The following is a 17,447-nucleotide window of genomic DNA, read 5'->3' on the forward strand; positions in this document are numbered from 1 at the left end:
CTGCGGGCCATGCAAGCCCTCGAGAAAAACCTCAAGCGAGAACAGCGCATGTTCTCGCTTTTCCTGGGGATTCTCGTGTGCGTGCTGGTGGGGTCGGCCTTCGTCATGCTGGCCAGCAAGGTGTCCCACACGCTGCGCCTGTACGAACAATCCGTGCGGCTTGCCGATGAGTCCGCCAGTGCGGTGGTGGTGCGCCGGCTCGCCATGCTGGACACGGCCCGCTACCTACTCACCGCCCGCACGCCTTCGGGCGAGCTTCAGCGCGATGTCGAGACCAGCTCGCTGTGCCGGGGCGAATCGCTCACGCTGCAGCAGAGCGAATATCCGCTGTTCAGCGCCTGCCAGGACGCGACCGCCCTGCTCGTAGCGAATGGCGGCGACGCCCCCTTGCTGATCGCCGACCTGACGACGGATGCCCTGGTCGAACACAACTTCCCCACGGCCCGCACCGACCAGCTGATCATGACCTCGGCCGGCCTCACCTACATGCGCGAGCAGTATCTCAATCATGTTTCCGAGGGGCCCCGCAGTCTGGCCGGCGCCAAGTACGGTGCCGCCCGGCGTGTGGTCTGGGCCGTCCCGCCGGCCGAATGGAACCTCGGTCAGCACACCCTGCTCGGCATGGCCGCCGTCAGGAACAGCACCGGCATGCAATTGCTGCTGGCCACGTCCATCGAGCTCTCCGACCTGCGCCCCACCTTCGCCCACGACACGAACCAGGGCAACATCGCGCTGATCGATGCCGGGGGCCACGTGCTGGCCGGCACGCTTCCGATCCCGGACGCGGCGGTGCTGTTCCAGAGCACCAGCCCGATGGCCGATGGCGAATTCAAGTTGATCACGCCGTTCGAATGGGGCATGCGCTGGTCATCGCGCTCGTTCGAGGGCGCCACGATCGTGGCCGTGGTCCCCTGGACCGAGCTCGCGAGCGTGCTGCGCACCGAGCTGCTGCTCGGCTCCTGCCTGACCTTGCTGGCGGTCTCGGCCCTGCTGGCGGGCGGCAAATTCTGGCGCTACCAGTTCATTGGCCGCACTTACCGCGAAGCCAAGCTGGCGCTCGAACGCGAAATGCTGCATCACTTGCTGGTGCACGCATCGCCCATTGGCCTCGGCGTGGTTCGACGCGAAGGGTTCCGGGTGATGGTGGCCAACGACCATTTCCGCCGGGTGCTACAACTCGAGGCCAACGCCTCGGAGCTGCCGACCGCGTTCGTGGCCGCCTTTGCCACCCAGACCCTGGAACGCGCAGCGCCCGACGGCGACGACCCCGACATCCGCAAGTTCTCGTTTTCCTTCACCGTCGACGACAAGGAAGCGAATCTCGAGGTCACGTTCGCGCCCGCCACGCTCAACGGCGACGCCGTCTATTTCTGCGCCATCGCCGACATGACGACCCACGTCCAGGCCGAGAACGCCCTGCGCCAGGCCAAGGCCGCGAGCGACCAGGTCGCGAAAGCAAAGCTGCAGTTTTTCGCCTCGATGAGCCACGAGATCCGCACGCCGCTGACCTCCCTCACCGGCAACCTCGAGCTGGTGTCGCGCGGTCCGCTGTCCGCGGAGCAACGCGCGCGGGTCGTAGCGATGCAGTCGTCCACCAACGATCTGCTGCAGGTCGTCAACGACGTGCTGGATTTTTCCAAGATCGATGTGGGTCACCTGCAGCTCACGCCCGAGTGGACGCCCCTGCTCGAACTGCTGAGCAACGTGGCCATCGCGCATCTGCCCGTGGCCAACCGCCAGAAGCTCGATTTCTATCTGGTGGCCTCGGAGCACCTCCCGGGCCGGATCCGCATCGACGCGCTGCGGCTCACCCAGGTGCTCAACAACATCATCAGCAACGCGTTCAAGTTCACCAAGTCGGGCAAGGTCGTCCTGCGCGCCGACTGGATCGACGCGCAACTCGTCCTGACATTGACAGACTCGGGCATCGGCATTCCCGAAGACCTCCTGCCGCGGCTGTTCCAGCCTTTCGTGCAGGGCGATCAGCACCGCCTGACCCAGATCCGCGGCACCGGTCTGGGCCTGTCGATCTGCTCCCGCCTCGTCACGATGATGGGCGGCACGATCGCGCTGCACAGCACGCTGGGCGTCGGCACCCGCGTGGATATCCGCCTTCCATTCGACAGCGCCGATCAGGAGCCCGCGACCGGCTCGCGCTTGCCCGCGCCGACGCGCATCGCGGTGCTGGCCCAGGCATCCGAATACACCGAATGGTTCAACGGCGTGTTCGCGGGCGAAGCCACGGTGCTTCATGTCGCCAGCCCGGCCGAGACCGGCCTGTCCGCGCGCTACGACTGCCTGGTCGCGACCGACGAGTTCGACCTGTCCGCCATCGAGGTCGTGTGGGGCGGCACATCGGGCATCGTGCTGGCGGGCCAGGCCGGGCCGCTACACCCCGAACCCACCCCGGCCGGAGCGCTGCGTGTGTGCGCGTACAGCCTCGCCGGTCTTGTCGCCGCCGTGGCCGACCCCAGGCCAGCCACTGCGACGCGCGCGTCGGCCGACTCCGCCGCCACCTCGTCGCATGCGTCCGCCGGCACGCCCTCACCGGCCGCGTCGACGCTGCCTGACACGAGCACCGACGCCTCCGGCCAGCCCGAGGGCACGCCTCTCGTGATGACCGGGTTGACCGTCCTGGTCGCCGAAGACAACGCACTCAACCTCGCCCTGCTGCAAGACCAGCTGCGCACGCTGGGCGTGGACACCATCCCTGCGCACGACGGCCTGCAGGCGCTCGAGCAATTCAAGAAACACCGCGTCGATGCCGTGCTCACCGACGTCAACATGCCTGGGTTGGGAGGCTACGAGCTTCTCAGCGCATTGCGTGAGCGCGATCCCGACCTGCCCGTCTATGCGATCAGTGCCAGCGTGCAGCCCGACGACATCCGCTCGGGACGCGATCACGGCTTCACCGACTACCTGACCAAGCCCTTGCCCCTCGCTGCGCTCGAGGCGGTGGTGCAGGATCTGCTCGCGATGGTGCGGGCACCCGAGGGCTCGCCGGACCTGCCCGACGTGCCCGACATCTACCGCGACATCCTGGCCACGCAGATCGAACGGGATCTGAGCGCACTGCCCGACGTCCGCGCCAGCCAGGACGTGGCGCGACTCGAACGGTGGATTCATCGCGTGTGCGGCGGGCTCATGCAACTGGGCCCCTCCGGGCTCGCCGACCTGTGCAGCGAGCTGCTCGACATGAGCAGAGCGGGCGGCGCCTGGACAGAAGACATCGACGCGCTGACCACCGAGGTCGCGCAGGGCCTGCAGGCGCTGCTGAGCCAGACGCGACGCGCACCGCCCGCGTGAGGCGGCAGCGCGCCTGTCGGGCGGGCAAGGCCCCGGCCCTCCGCCCGACGGCTGCCCCCTCCCCCCGGGGATCCCGAGACAGCACGACGCTGCCGGCAATGCGCGACACCGCGCCCGCGATGCTGCGCGGAATGTCAGATTCCGCGATAGAACTTCCTGCAGGCACGACAGCGGCACATCTGAAATTCTTCTATCGCGGCCCCGTGTCTCGCGGGACGTTCAGCCTTCAAGGTCCTCTGCGGCCGCCGGTCGCGCGACGATGAGGCGCCGCTCTGGCGCGTTACTGCCTAATACATTTATGTAACCGCCTGGCGTTTTGCAGAAATTTTCCGATATTGGGCCAGGGGGCCTCGCGCCAGAATTTCCACGTCATAAAAGACTGTGAGATAGGCGCAATACCTATCGTCGTCGGCGACCCGGTTCCCATACCTCGCATCGCCGCACACCGACCACCGGGTCGCCTCGTGCGTCCTGGCACGCGACGCCCAAGATGAACGCCCCTCTGCCGCACTCCCCGTCCCACTCGAAGCGCCCCGCTCAGGCCGGCTTCACCGTGATTGCGATCGCTTCCCTCGCGGCCTGCCTCGCTGGCACGCCTGCCCAGGCGCAGCCGGCCTCGCCGAGTGGTGTCGACACGTCCGGCGCGATCGCGCAAGACACCCATACCAACCCGACCGGCGCGCACGGCATGTCTGAGGGCCGCCGCACGGCTGGCACGCCCGCGATCCACGATCTCGACACGCTGATCCGTGCGGCGCTGGCATCCAGCCCGCAGGTTGCGGGCGCCCACGCCTTGCGCCGCGAAGCCGAGTTCAACCTCAGTTCGGCACGCGCCCAATACCTGCCCACGCCGTCCATGGAATATGGCCGCGGCAATCGCGGCAACAACCAGGGATCCTTGCGACTCGAGCAACCCATCTGGACGGGCGGCGCGATCTCGGCCAACGTCGCGGCCGCCGATGCGCGGTCCGACGCCAGCGTGTCGGGCGTCGCGCTCGCCCAGGACAGCGCTGCCGTCGCCGTGCTCGACGCGTGGCGCGATTACACGCTCGCCCACGTCCAGGAAAAAGCGCTCCGGGACATGCTGGCCGAGTACGATCGCCTGCTCTCGCTCATCGGCCGCCGCATCGACGGTGGCGCCTCGGCCACTTCCGATCGCGCTTACGTGCAGGCGCGCATGAATCAGGTGCGCTCGCAGCTGGCGCACACGCTGGGCGCCCGGGCCAGCGCGCTGGCGGCACTCAAAACCACGATCAACGCAGAGCTGGCCGCAGACGAACTCGACACCCTCGTCAAGGTCATCGACGAGCCCGTCCAGTTCGACACCTGGAGTCCCACCGCCGCTAACCAGGCCGCTCAATCGCGTTCGCCGCGCATTGCGCAGGCGCGCGCCCAAGCCGCGGCCGCGGAGCACGACACCCAGGCGCAACGCGCCAACGGCTTGCCGCACCTCTATGTCAGCCTGCAAAAGAACTTCACCGGCGGCAACAACAACGCCTACCAGGACGATCAGGTTCGCGTGATGGTCAACGTCCGCTTCACGCCGGGCGCCGGCTGGTCGCAGATCTCTCGCTCCGACGCCGCCGCGCAGCGCGCCCTCGATGCCCAGGCCCGCGTGCGCGAGTCCGCCAATGCGATCGAGATCGAGCTGCGCCAGCTGCTCGCGCAGCTGCAATCCGAGATCGCACAGCGCGAATCGCTCAAGGCGCAGCACGCGGCGGACACCGACGTCTACGCGTCCTACCAGCGCCTGTTCGACGCCGGCCGGCGCACCTGGACCGACGTGCTCAACACCCTGCGCGACAAAAATTCGACCGAGCTCTACCAGGCCGCCAACGCCGTATCCCTCAAGTATCTCGACGCGCGTCTGCGCATCCTGACCACCGGGAGGGTGGGTGCTCGCACGACGCCGCAATGAACGACCAGCTCATCCTTTCTCCCGTACAGGCGAGCAGCAGCGTCGGCATCCTGCGTGGCACATGGCGCGCGATGTCCCGCCCTCGCGGCGCGTGGATGGGGCTGGCGATCTCCGGCTTCCTCATCAACGCGGCCGTCGTGCTGATCTCGCTCTACAGCATGCAGGTCTACGACCGCGTGCTTCCGCAGTTCGGCGTCGCCACGCTGCAAGTGCTCACGACGGGCGTTCTCATCGCACTCGCGTTTCAGTTTCTGCTGCAAAAGGTGCGGTCCGCGCTGACCCAGGACATGATCGTGGAGGCCGACCGTTACGCCGCCAATCGCACGTACGAAATGCTGACCGCGTTTCCGCTCGAGCGCCACGCGGCGGGATCGCAGCATCTGGCAAGCCTGGTGCAAGGCCACGAGACCATCCGCGCGTTTCTCGTCGCCGTCCTGTCGTTCGGCGTGGTCGACCTGCCCTTCGCCGTCATCTTCTACCTGGCCATGGTGTATCTGGGGGGCTGGATGGCAGGCGTGCCCGCCCTGATCTTCCTGTTGTTGGTGGCGCTCGGCGCTGTACAGCACTACCGGGTGTCAGCCCTTGCCCGCAGTCGCCGCGCGGTCGCCACGGCCAAGCTCAGCTACCTCACCGAATCGGTCAAGAATCTCGAACTGATCCAGGCGCGCGGAGCACGAGCGTTCATTGCCCGCTGGCGCGATATCGCCGATGAGTCCGTGCAGGTCGACCTGGAGGCCCGCCGCAACATCGACGGCACCCTCCACGTCGTACAGGCGGCTCAGTCGGCGGGCTACATTCTGATCGTGGCCGTCGGCGCCTATCAGGCCGTAACCGAGCGCAGCCTGTCCAGCGGCGCGATCGTGGCGGCCACCATTCTGGGCACGCGCGCGCTCGCGCCCCTCGCCGCGCTTCCGGCGCTGATGATTCAAAGCGCGCAGGCACTGCTCGCCGCGCGCGCCATCGATCAGGTGCTGGGCGCCCCGCCGGCCCAGCCGCCCGGCACGATCGAGCGGGTGCGGATCCGCGGCGCCTGGACCATACACGGCCTCAGTCACCGCCCGGTCCACAAGAAGGTCGGCATCTACGCCCCTCACCTCGACATACCGGCGGGCGCCAAGGTCGCGATCATCGGCCCGGCCGGTTCAGGCAAGAGCACCCTGCTGCGCCTGATGGCGGGGCTGCACGCACCGCACCAGGGTGGCGTCTACCTCGACGGCATGAGCGTCAACCTGATGTCGCGCCAGTCCCTGGCCTCTCTGGTGGGGTATCTGCCGCAAAGCCCGAGCCTCTTCGCCGGCACGCTGCGCAGCAACCTCTGCACGTCCGACCAGATCCCCGACGAAGACGTGCTGCGCGTCGCCCAGGCGATCGGCCTCGACGCTGTCATCGCCGGCGACGATCGCGGGCTCGAACTGCCTCTGGGCGAAAACGGCGCGGGCCTGTCGGGCGGGCAGCAGCAACTGGTGGCGCTGGCTCGCACGTTCCTGCAGCCGGCCCAGGCCTATCTGCTCGACGAGCCAACGCAGTCGCTGGATCAGACCACCCAGTCCCGTTGCCTCGACGTGCTCGACGCGCTGGCCGCGCAAGGCCGCACCGTCGTGTACGCCACGCACAGCGTCGAGGCCGTGCGCCGGGCCGACATTCTTGTGGCGATCTCGCCAGACGGCGTGGTGGTCATGCGCAACCGTGCCGAGGTTCAACAGAGCCTCCCCAAGGAGGCTGCCGCGCAATGAGCAAAATTCTGTTCCTGCTGGGCTCGCTGCTCGCCGCGCTGGCGCTGGGCTTCTGGGCATGGGAAGCACCGCTGGACATCATCACGCGCGCCCCCGCCCGGGTCGTGTCGTCGCAACACACACAGATCGTGCAGGCCGCCTCCGACGGCGTGCTGGCGCAGCTCGCCGTACGAGAAGGCGAGCATGTGAGGGCGGGCCAGTTGCTGGCGCGCTTCGAAGACGGCCAGGAATCCGCGGGCGTACAGGCGAGCCGCGCCAAGGTCGCCGCCCTGCGGGCCACGCAAACGCGCCTCAAAGCCGAAGTGTTCGGTCGGCCACTCCGGTTCGGGCCCGAGCTCAAGGGATTCGGATCGTTCGTCGCCGACCAGACCGAGCTCCACACCCGGCGCGCCGCCGCGCTCAAGCAGGAGCTCGACGCGCTCGCCAAAGCTCACGCCACCATCTCGCGCGAGCTTTCGCTGGCCGAGCGTCTGCTCAAGCACGGCGACATCGGCGAAGCCGAGGTGCTGCGCCTGCGGCGCCAGCTCATCGAAAACGAAGGCGCGGCCAGCACCAAGCGCAGCAACTTCCTGCGCGACGCACAGGCGGAGATGTCCAAGGTCAACGAAGAGCTCTCGTCACAGGAGCAGGTGCTGGCCGACCGCGAGATCAACCTCGAACGCACGCGCATCCACGCGCCTGTCGCCGCAGTCGTGACCAACATCGATATCAACACCATCGGCGCCCGGGTGCGCCCCGGTCAGGTCCTGATGACGCTGCTGCCGACCGGCGCCGCCCTCACTCTCGATGCCGACGTCAGTCCGCGCGACGTCGGCCGGATCCTGGTGGGCATGCCCGCCAACATCAAGCTGGATGCCTTCGACTCCAACGTGTACGGCGCGCTGGTCGGCACCGTCACGTACATCAGCCAGGACGCGCTCGCCAGGCGCGATGAAGGCGGCCGCGACGCTTCGTTTTACCGGGTTCGGATCGCCGTGCGGGATGCCCCGGCGTCTCACCCGCTGGGCAGCACCAACCCGGCGCCCGACGCGTCCGGCATCAGTCTGCAGGCCGGCATGACCGCCACCGCCGAAATCGTGACCGGCCAGCAGACCGTCGCCCAGTACCTGCTGAAGCCGCTGAACAGAACCATGTCGGAGGCATTCAGTGAGCATTGACGCGTTCCACCACCTGATGCGATGCCCCGCCGATCATCGCGCCCGCCCCTTCCGGCATCCGACTCGAGGCATTGACCTTGGCCACTCTTAACGAAAACAACTACTGGCCCGGGCTGGTCGACGCCCTGGTCAACGTGCTGCTCAACCTGCTGTTCATCGTGGCCCTGATGGCCATGGCGATCGGAACGCTGGGCCTGCAGATCGCCAGCCATCCCGAGGAGGCGGCGCTGTTGGCCGCTGCCAGTTCTTCTGGCCGCATCTTGTTCGCCACCGGCAGCGAAGCGACCGCGTCGACTCGAAATTTCGACAAGGCACGCGACTCGGCCGGACGTCCGGCTGGCGAGGTAGCCACCTCCCCCACCGGAACGCCGGCTGTCCCGTCGTCATCGGCAACTGCGGCAGCTGCGCCGCTGGCCTCCGCACCGCAGCCGCCGCAACCGTTGGCGTCCGCCCTGTTGCCATCCGCGTCGCTGGCCTCCGCGCCGCTGCCGCCGCAACCTTCGGCTTCCGCCCTGTTGCCACCGGCGCCGCTGGCTTCGGCACCGCTGACCACGGCGCCATTGCTGTCCGCGCCGCTATCGTCCCCGGCACTGCCACCGGCGCCAGCCGCAACGGCTTCTGCGGCAGCGGGCCTTGCATCCGCCACCGCCCCCTTGATCGCGGAATCCGCCCGCTCCGTCGTACCGTCTGGTAGCCCGGATGCCGCGAGCGCGCGCGCCGGCGGCCAGACAAGCCGCAGCCCGCGCGCCGCCGGCGAGCGCGGTGCGCAAGAGATTCGGATCGCACTCGGCAGTGGCCCCGCCCGCGACGAGCTCGATGGCCTGGTCGCGATCTCCGCGGGCCGGGTCTCCGACCCCGCCCTGTCCGTACTGCGCGTCGCGTTCACAGGCGATGCCATGGACGTGCCCGAGCAATATCGCACGCTGCTGGCCGCCTACGTCCGGCGCGAAGCGATCGGCCCCGACAAGCCGCTCGCGCTGTGGATCAACACGGCCTCGGCGGCTCCTCTGGCGCGGCGCACCGCCTACCTTCGGCTCGCGGCCGTCCGAAATGTCCTGCTCGACGCGGGCCTGCCGCCCACGGCCCTCAGCACGCGCATTCTGGCCACGCCTGCGATTCACACGAGTCAGACCGTTTTCGTCGGCCTTAAATCAAGCACTCCCCGCTAACGTTCGAGAGGCAACTCATGAATTCACCCAACTATCCCCTCGTCGTGCAGCAGCCGGATCCATCGCCGGACCTCGCCGCCGACGCGCAAGACAGTCCTATAAGCGGAGCTCGGCCCGCGGCTCGACGGCGTGGTGCCATCCGCAACCACTGGATAGCAGCGCTGTTTCCCATGATCGCGCTGGTCGTCGGCCTGTATGTCTACCGCCAGGACGTCGCCACCTCCCTGACCGACACGCCGCACCCCATGCTGATCTATAGCGTGCTGGTTGCCATGATCGTGGGCACGGTAATCACCTATCGCGTTCTGCGGCTGGCCGTCCGCGAGCATCGCCGCATGGAGGCCTACCTGCGGCGGGCGGATGAGCCCACCTCCGTTGCGGCTCCTGATGCGCGGCGCTCCGCCTACGCGTCCGTATACGCGCTCCTTGGCACCATGCCAAGCAAGACAGCGCGCGTCGAGTTGGGCCGCAGGCTCGCCGAGGCGCAGCACAGTATCGACGGCAAGCTGACATTGCCCGGCTACGTCGCGGGCTCGCTCGTGGGGATTGGCCTGGTCGGCACCTTCGTGGGCCTGCTCGGTGCCCTGCGCGAACTGGGCGGTCTGTTCTCGGGGATGATGAGCGCAGCGGCGGGCTCCGGTGGCAGCGCGGCCGACATGTTCAGCGCCATGCTGCTCAAGCTTCACGCGCCGATGCAGAGCATGGGCACGGCCTTCGTGGCGTCGCTGTACGGCGTGCTGGGCTCGCTGGTGCTGGGCGTCGTCCTGGTCATCGTCAGCCGTGCCGTCGCGGCGCTGCTGGGCGAGGTCCGTGAACACGCCTTCTCCTGCTTCGACGCCCGGCTCAACGCCATCCCCGCCGAACCGTCGCCGCCAGCGCTCGAGCCCGCCATCGACGCCGAAGAGTTCCACCGGCGTCAATCCGCATTGCTGACACTCCTTGAATCCAGCACCGCCGACACGATCGCGCTGCGCCACACCAGCACCTCGATTGCCGAGAAGGTCGATGCCGCCCTGAATCTGTTTCAAGCCCGTGCCGAACAAGACGCGCAGATGCATCGCTTCATGTCAACCGGCTCGCACTGGATGCGTGCCTGGGCCGATATCAGCGAGCAACTCCACGCCCTGCGCGGCGAGCTCAGTCGCGACGACCGTCAACTCTCCCGCAGCTGGGAATACTTCGCCGCCACGATAGAGGGTCTGCGCGGCGAAATCCGCAGCCTGGCAACGATGTCGGAGCAATGGCACACCGACGCCACGCAACGCGCCGACGCCACGCAGGCCAACGCCCGCGTCGTGCTGCAGGTAGCCACTGAGCGTATCGACGCGATCGTGGCCGGCGTGACGGCCGCCAACGGACAGGACATGCGGGTCACGGTCGAGGCGCTGCACGAATGCCGCGCGTCTTTCGACCGGATCTCTGGCCGACTCGACACCCTGCTGGCCTGCTGGCTCGAGCAAGAGCAGGCGCATGCCGATTCCCGTTTCACCCAATAACGGCAGGACAACATGAAAGTCCAATCCAAGTTCACGGACGTCCAGAGCATCCAGGTGGTCGACACCGATCTGGTGGTCAATCTGCGCGGCGGCGGCAAAGAGGTCATCAAGGACGGCGCGCTGCGCTCGATGGCCGACCCCGACTTCGCCGTCGAGTTCACGGATCAGAGCATCAGCGGAGATCAGCTGCTGAAATCCAGCGGCAAGATCGAGCTCGACGCGGCGAGCCGCCTGTCCGCCAGCTCGGCGAGCGGCAGTGGCGCGGCGGTCCCCGGCAACGATGTCCCGGTGGATGCCGCGGTGAGCGCGGTCGACACCTCGGCCGCGTCGACCGCAACCGCCGCTGCAAACAGCGGCATGATGTCGGGAACCCTGGACTTTCTGCAGCGTTGGCAACCCCTGGTGGTGACGGCGGGCGCGGTGGGCTCGATCTCCGCGGCCGCGCTGTCCGGCCAAGGATCGGCCGGCGGAACCACCACGACGGTGGTCAACTCGAGCCCTGGTGGCGCCGGCTCGAACGCCGGAGGAAACAACGCAGGCTCGAGCGGCGGTAGCGGCTCGGGAAGCGGCAGTGGCGGCGCAAGCTCGGGCGACGGGTCGAGCGGCAGTTCGAACACCGGCGCCGGGTCGGGTGGCAACGCGAACACGGGCTCAGGCTCGGGCTCGGGCTCGGGCTCGGGCTCAGGCACCGACGGAGAAAGCGGATCCAGCGGTGGCACGGGTACAAATCCCCAGACGCCCACGATTGCGCCCCGTATGGAAATCGCGTTGGCGGCCCTGGACGGCTACACGCTGCGTGAGGCACTGAACGGTGAAGCGATCGCCGAGATCCTCGCGCCACAGGGGATGGACATCACCGTCACCCTGCGCATTGGCTCAACCAACACCACCCTGACCGTCACGGGCGCCGGCAATCAGCCCGTTCCGGTGGTCGTCCCGGGTAGCGCGTTTGCCACCGCCGGCGCCGGCTCCACCGCGATCATCGTCGCGCAGCAGCCCAGCGGTGAACGCATTGGCAGCGGATCCGTCACGCTCGATATGACCGGGCCCAGTGGCGGCGCGACGACCTTCCAGCTGGACGGCACTGCCCACCCGCTCACCCTTAAAGACCTCGGTCTGTCCGTCCAACAGTTGCTGGATCACGCGGGCGGCAAGGTGGTGATCGTCAAAGCCGAAAACCTGACCGTGTATCGCAACGGCACAGCGGTCACGGAATTCACGCTCGAAGACCTGCTGGCCGGCTTGCTGCAGATTCAGCACAGCCAGCCCGCCGGCCAGCAGACGCTATCGGGCCCGAGTGGAGCGATGTCCTGGAAGCTGGAAGGCCCCGCCGGCTCCACCGTCACCCCGATCGAAGGCCATTTCAATTTTGCCAATGGCACCGGTGGCGCCATCATCTGGGGCGACGGCTCCGGCGCCGGCGGCACCGGCTACAAATGGACCAGTGTCGCTCCCGACAACGGAACAAATGGCGGCGGCGGCGACGACTTCATCGTCGGTACCACGGGCGGTGACCTCATCTTCGGCGATCGCTCCGGCGGCGGCGCCGGTGGCGGTTTCTACGCTTCCGGCATCCCCGGAAAAGGCGGGAGCGGCAAGGACTGGATTTACGCCGGTGATGGCGACGACCTCATTTTTGGCGACGGCTTCGACGGCGGGCGGGGCCTCAGTCGCAACGGCGGTGTGGGGGGCTACGGCGGCGGGGGCGGCGGCTCCGGGAGTAATGCAGGCGGCGCGGGCGGCCTGGGCGGCAATGCGGGCGCCGGCGCCGGCGGCACCCCGGGTGCTGGAGCAAACAACGGCGGGCTGGGCAACTATGTCACCGACCGCGATGGCAATGGCGACGTCGGGTGGGCATCCACCGGCACCGTCGCCACGGTCGTCAGCGACGCGCGCTCTCAGTTTCTCTGGGCGAGCTCCGACATGTTCAGACAAGACATGGGCAACGGCGACGACTACATCCATGGCGGCAACGGCAACGACTACATCATGGCCGGCAAAGGCAACGACACCATTTTGGGTGGCCGAGGCAACGACATCATGTATGGCGGCGCGGGCGTCGGTCGAGCCGCCGGCGAGTCCAACCGTTTCGTCTGGGAGCAGGGCGACGCCGGCAATGGCGCCATCGACGTCATCCGCGACTTCAGCGCATGGAACGGCACGTCCGGCGACAAACTCGACATCTCGAAACTGCTCGAAAACTTCCACGCCGCCACCGACGACATCAGCCATTGGATCAGGACGGCCGTTGCCACCACGCCTAGCGGTCAGGGCTGGGACGCGGGGCGGCAGGGGCTGCTGATCACCATCGATATCGACGGGTTCGGCACCGGCACCGTCACTCAGCAGATTTTCCTGAGCAACGTCACGGACTCCTCACTCACTGCCGCCGCGCTGATTGCGTCGGGCGCCCTGGTCATCTAGGAACGGGCATGGCTCTGCACAGTGGGCAAAGTGGCGTGTGGCCCGGGTACGTCGCGGCGCTGGCCGGCGTCACGGTCAGCATTCTGGCGCTCATCGCCACGCTCTCGTTGAGCATCCTCCAAGCCGCAAGAACGGCGGGCGAGATCGAGCACATCGAGCAAGAGCGCACAGCCGCCGCCGGCTCGGCGTCCCCCGCGACGGCCGCTTCCAGCGCGTCGACCGGCGCGGCGGGCGCTGGGATTAGCCAGACGCCGCTTGCGGCGGATGCCGGGCCGGGTGGCTCCTCCGCTGCCCCCGCGCAGATCGCGCAAGCCCCGACGGCCACGGCCGCGCCACAGGCGGCAGTGCCATCGACCTCCGCGCCGATATCCGCGTCGCCACCTGCCGAGGCAACGCCACCAGAGATGTCCATTGCCGGGGCGATGCCCGCCGAGGCAGCACCACCAGAGGTGCCCGTTGTCGGAGCGATGCCCGCCGAGGCAAAGACACCCGGCGCGGCCACTCCTGAGGGCAGCGTTTCCGAAACGCCGACCTCCCCGAGTCGCGCCGCCACGGAGGCCGCCCGCCCGGCGGAGCAAACCTCGCCTCCGGGACGGCCGCGCGTGGTGCTGAACTTTGCCCAAGCGGCCGTCCGCGTCCCGCAAGCGGATCGTGCAAAAGTGGTCGACGGGCTACGCCGGCTCTCGCTGGGCCCCGACGTACCGATTCTGGTGTGCGCGTACGCGCCGGGCGGCACTGCGGATCAGCGCACGGCCTATCTGCGGGCGCTCGGCATTCGCGAGATGTTGATGGAAAGCGGGCGTGCGGCGAGCACCATTTCCTTGCGCATCGCCTCGGCCCCCCGGGGCGGCGAAGTGGCTATCCAGGCAGCTAGCGTCGGCTGCGCATCCGCCGCTCGCGGGAGGTGACGCGGCGCTCCGGACACGCTGAACGCTCGCCGTCGTGTCGGCGCGTATTGACATTAATTGCCTAGGCAGTAAAATCCAGCCATGAGCTCGTCCCCCGTCCCGTCCGGCGAATCCGCCATCCCTGTCGTCCACTATCGCGCCGACAGCGTGTGCATGTCCGACGACAACATCGGCTTTCTGATCAAGCTGGTCTACAACTCCATGAACCGCATGCTGGATCAGGAGATGGCGCCGCTGGATCTCACGGCCATGCAATGGCGGCCGCTGGCCATGATTTTCCGAGGACGGGCCGACACGCCCGCCGAACTGGCGCGACTGATCGGCGTCGATACCGGCGCCATGACGCGCACGCTCGACCGTCTCGAGGCCAAAGGCCTGCTGCGGCGCGTGCGCAGCCAGGAAGACCGGCGTGTCATCAAGCTCGAACTGACCGACGACGGCCAGGAGAAGGCCCGGGAGATTCCGCAGTACATTGCCAAGGTGCTCAACTTGCACCTGCGTGGTTTTTCGGCCGACGAGACCGCGCAGGCGCGCCACCTGCTGATGCGCATGCTGGCCAACGGCTCCGCCGCCGGACTGCCCGCAGTGCGCTGAAGGCCCCTGGTTCCGCCCGCGTCCCACCGACGCGGGCAGGCTGCCGGGTTTTTTTTGGCCCAATTGATTGCCTAGTCAAATACCAACTTGATCAACTACTTTCAGCAAATCGTCAGGATGAAACGCCTACTTATCACCGCATGGGTGCTGACCCTTTCGGGCTGCGCCCTGATGGACCCGGCGCCCGAGCCGGTGGCGCAATGGGATGCCGCGCAGCATGGCATGAGCGTGCAGGAGACGGTCTGGCCCGACGCACGCTGGTGGCAACGATATGGCGATCCGCAGCTCGATGCGCTGGTCGACGATGCCATGGCGGGCAACCCGTCGCTGACCGCGGCGCAGGCACGCCTGGCGCAGGCCAACGCGGCCGTGGCCGGTGCCCGTGCTCCGCTGTTCCCGCGGGTGGATGCCAACTACCAGCTCAGCCGCGAACACCTGTCGGGCAACTATATCCAGCCCGCGCCATTGGGCGGTTCGGTGGTGAGCGACAACCGGCTGGCGCTGGATTTCAGCTATGAGCTCGACTTCTGGGGCAAGAACCGCTCGCGCCTGCAAGCCGCCGTATCGCAACGGGATGCGGCCGAGGCCGACGCCCAGGCAGCGCGCAATCTGCTGGCCCGCTCGGTCGTGGCCAGCTATCTCAACCTGCAGAACGCCTATGCGCAACGTGACGTGATCTCGCGCGTCATCGCGCAGCGCGACGACGTCCTCAAGCTCACCCGCGACCGCGAGGGCGCCGGTCTGGACACGCAGGTCGAGGTCAAGCAGGCCGAGTCCGCCTCCGCCGCCGCCCGTGTGCAGCTCACGCAGGTCGAGACCACGCTCGCGCAATTGCAGAATCAGCTGTCGGCACTGACGGCGGCGGGCCCGGATCGTGGCCGGTCCGTTCGGCCCTACGAGCTCACCGCGCCCGATGGCGTCGTGCCGCAGGCCGTCTCGCTCGAGCTGCTGGGCCACCGCCCCGACGTGACCGCCGCCCGCTGGCGCGCCGAAGCCGCGCGCCATGGCATCGACGCGGCCAAGGCCGAGTTTTATCCCAACGTGAATCTGGTCGCCTTCGCCGGGCTGCAATCGCTCGGCACCAACATGCTGTTCGATCGGTTTTCGCGCACGGCGGGCATCGGTCCCGCCATCACGCTGCCCATCTTCCATGGCGGCGAGCTCAACGCCAATCTGTCCGGCCGGCGCGCCGATGCCGATCTGGCGGTGTCCGACTACAACCAGACCGTGCTCGACGCGGTGCGGCAGACGGCCGACGCGATCGATTCGCTGCGCCTGATCGACCGCGAGAAGGCCGAACAACGCCAGGCGCGCGAGGCCATCGACGCCGCGTATGACCTGGCCGTCCGGCGCTACCGCAACGGCCTCGGCAACTACCTGGCCGTGCTGCTGGCACAGGACAGCGTGCTGACCCAGGCCCGCCTGGACACCGACCTGAAGAGCCGCGCCTACCAGCTCGATGCCGACCTCGCCTATGCGCTGGGCGGCGGCTACGACGCGAAGGCCACCGCGCCCGTCTCACCCTCTACCCACTGATCCGCGGATTAGACGTCATGACCGATACCCCTAAAACCCATCCCGCCCGCAAGCGCCTGCTGTTGCTGGCCACCGGGGCGTTCATCGTGCTGGCCCTGGCCTACGCCATCTGGTGGTTCCTGTTCGGATCCCACTTCGAAAGCACCGACGACGCGTACGTGCACGGCAATCTCGTGCAGATCACGCCGCAAGTGCCGGGCACCGTGATCGCCATCGAGGCCGACGACACCGAAACCGTCAAGGCCGGCCAGCCCATGGTGCGCCTGGACCCCGCCGACACCGACGTGGCGCTGCAGCAGGCCGAAGCCAAGCTGGCGCAGACCGTGCGGCAGGTGCGCACGCTGTACGTGCAGAACGATGCCCTGGCCGCCGACGTGGACGTGCGTCAGGCCGACATCGAGCGCGCCCAGGCCGACCTCGCCCGGGCGCAGAGCGATCTGAAGCGGCGCCAGTCCCTGGGCCGTTCGGGGGGTGTCAGCGGCGAAGAAATCCTGCACGCCGAGACCGCGCTCAAGACCGCGCAATCCGGCCTGGCACAGGCCCGCGCGGCCCTGGCCGCGGCGCGCGCCCGCCTGGCCACCAACCTGGCGCTGACCCGCGGCACCGACGTGGCGCAGCATCCCGATGTGCGCGAAGCAGCCGCCGCCCTGCGCAACGCCTGGCTGAATCAGTCGCGCACCGTCCTGCCCGCGCCGGTTGCCGGCGTGGTCGCGCGCCGCAATGCCCAGGTGGGGCAACGCGTCGCGCCCGGCTCGGTGCTGATGAACATCGTGCCGCTGGATCAGGTGTGGGTCGAAGCGAACTTCAAGGAAGGTCAGCTGCGCCACATGCGCATCGGCCAGCCGGTCGCGCTCAAGGCCGACCTGTACGGCGGCGACGTGGTCTATCACGGCAAGGTCATCGGCCTGGATGCCGGCACCGGCAGCGCGTTCGCCCTGCTGCCGGCGCAGAACGCCACCGGCAACTGGATCAAGGTGGTGCAGCGCGTGCCGGTACGCATCGCGCTCGACCCCGAAGACCTGAAGCAACATCCGCTGCGCATCGGCCTGTCGATGGACGTCGAAGTCGACATCGGCAAGGACGACGGCAAGCCGCTGACTGAAGTGCAGCGCGCCGAACCCGTGCTGTCGACCACCGTGTTCGAACCCGGCCACGGCGAGGCCGACGCGCTGATCGCCAAGATCATCAAGGCCAACCTCGAGTAAT

The 17,447-nt window shown here is 68.1% G+C and carries 11 protein-coding genes; all 11 read left to right on the plus strand.

The features are described from left to right. Positions 1–48 precede the first annotated feature (48 nt). The 11 genes from CEK29_RS16200 to CEK29_RS16255 all read left to right on the plus strand — a co-directional run bounded on the left by CEK29_RS16200 (position 49) and on the right by CEK29_RS16255 (position 17,446). Positions 49–3,306 (plus strand): ATP-binding protein, encoded by a 3,258-nt coding sequence (locus CEK29_RS16200; RefSeq protein WP_176456919.1) that lies wholly within the window; start codon positions 49–51, stop codon positions 3,304–3,306. 490 nt (positions 3,307–3,796) lie between these two features. Then, positions 3,797–5,224 carry a TolC family protein gene (locus tag CEK29_RS16205; RefSeq protein ID WP_094858688.1) on the plus strand — a complete coding sequence of 476 codons (1,428 nt, stop codon included), beginning with the start codon at positions 3,797–3,799 and terminating at the stop codon, positions 5,222–5,224. Next, positions 5,221–6,957 carry a peptidase domain-containing ABC transporter gene (locus tag CEK29_RS16210; protein WP_094858689.1) on the plus strand — a complete coding sequence of 579 codons (1,737 nt, stop codon included), beginning with the start codon at positions 5,221–5,223 and terminating at the stop codon, positions 6,955–6,957. The genes CEK29_RS16205 and CEK29_RS16210 overlap by 4 nt, the downstream gene beginning before the upstream one ends. Further along, positions 6,954–8,114, plus strand: a complete 1,161-nt coding sequence (locus tag CEK29_RS16215; RefSeq protein WP_094858690.1) for an HlyD family efflux transporter periplasmic adaptor subunit — start codon at positions 6,954–6,956, stop codon at positions 8,112–8,114. Before CEK29_RS16210 ends, CEK29_RS16215 begins: the two co-directional genes overlap by 4 nt. 77 nt (positions 8,115–8,191) lie before the next feature. After that, entirely contained in the window at positions 8,192–9,283 is a 1,092-nt protein-coding gene (locus CEK29_RS16220; RefSeq protein ID WP_094858691.1) for a hypothetical protein, read from the plus strand. A gap of 17 nt (positions 9,284–9,300) precedes the next feature. After that, a complete protein-coding gene (locus tag CEK29_RS16225) occupies positions 9,301–10,779 on the plus strand; it encodes a hypothetical protein (RefSeq protein WP_141218354.1) in 1,479 nt (492 codons plus the stop codon). Positions 10,780–10,791: 12 nt separating this feature from the next. Then, a complete protein-coding gene (locus CEK29_RS16235; protein ID WP_141218355.1) occupies positions 10,792–13,203 on the plus strand; it encodes a type I secretion C-terminal target domain-containing protein in 2,412 nt (803 codons plus the stop codon). Between the two features lie 8 nt (positions 13,204–13,211). Beyond that, positions 13,212–14,111 (plus strand): hypothetical protein, encoded by a 900-nt coding sequence (locus tag CEK29_RS16240; protein ID WP_094858695.1) that lies wholly within the window; start codon positions 13,212–13,214, stop codon positions 14,109–14,111. A gap of 81 nt (positions 14,112–14,192) precedes the next feature. Beyond that, a complete protein-coding gene (locus tag CEK29_RS16245; RefSeq protein WP_094802119.1) occupies positions 14,193–14,705 on the plus strand; it encodes a MarR family winged helix-turn-helix transcriptional regulator in 513 nt (170 codons plus the stop codon). 117 nt (positions 14,706–14,822) lie between these two features. Further along, positions 14,823–16,241: an efflux transporter outer membrane subunit gene (locus CEK29_RS16250; protein ID WP_094858727.1), complete on the plus strand. Its 1,419-nt coding sequence runs from the start codon at positions 14,823–14,825 to the stop codon at positions 16,239–16,241. 17 nt (positions 16,242–16,258) lie between these two features. Then, a complete protein-coding gene (locus CEK29_RS16255; protein ID WP_094858696.1) occupies positions 16,259–17,446 on the plus strand; it encodes an EmrA/EmrK family multidrug efflux transporter periplasmic adaptor subunit in 1,188 nt (395 codons plus the stop codon). Position 17,447: the final 1 nt, after the last annotated feature.

The sequence above is a fragment of the Bordetella genomosp. 5 genome, assembly GCF_002261475.1.
Lineage (GTDB): Bacteria > Pseudomonadota > Gammaproteobacteria > Burkholderiales > Burkholderiaceae_B > Bordetella.

Coding starts and splice junctions, on each gene's coding strand:
- CEK29_RS16200 (WP_176456919.1), top strand. CDS start 49: ATGTTCTCGCTTTTCCTGGGGATTCTCGTGTGCGTGCTGGTGGGGTCG.
- CEK29_RS16205 (WP_094858688.1), top strand. CDS start 3,797: ATGAACGCCCCTCTGCCGCACTCCCCGTCCCACTCGAAGCGCCCCGCT.
- CEK29_RS16210 (WP_094858689.1), top strand. CDS start 5,221: ATGAACGACCAGCTCATCCTTTCTCCCGTACAGGCGAGCAGCAGCGTC.
- CEK29_RS16215 (WP_094858690.1), top strand. CDS start 6,954: ATGAGCAAAATTCTGTTCCTGCTGGGCTCGCTGCTCGCCGCGCTGGCG.
- CEK29_RS16225 (WP_141218354.1), top strand. CDS start 9,301: ATGAATTCACCCAACTATCCCCTCGTCGTGCAGCAGCCGGATCCATCG.
- CEK29_RS16235 (WP_141218355.1), top strand. CDS start 10,792: ATGAAAGTCCAATCCAAGTTCACGGACGTCCAGAGCATCCAGGTGGTC.
- CEK29_RS16240 (WP_094858695.1), top strand. CDS start 13,212: ATGGCTCTGCACAGTGGGCAAAGTGGCGTGTGGCCCGGGTACGTCGCG.
- CEK29_RS16245 (WP_094802119.1), top strand. CDS start 14,193: ATGAGCTCGTCCCCCGTCCCGTCCGGCGAATCCGCCATCCCTGTCGTC.
- CEK29_RS16250 (WP_094858727.1), top strand. CDS start 14,823: ATGAAACGCCTACTTATCACCGCATGGGTGCTGACCCTTTCGGGCTGC.
- CEK29_RS16255 (WP_094858696.1), top strand. CDS start 16,259: ATGACCGATACCCCTAAAACCCATCCCGCCCGCAAGCGCCTGCTGTTG.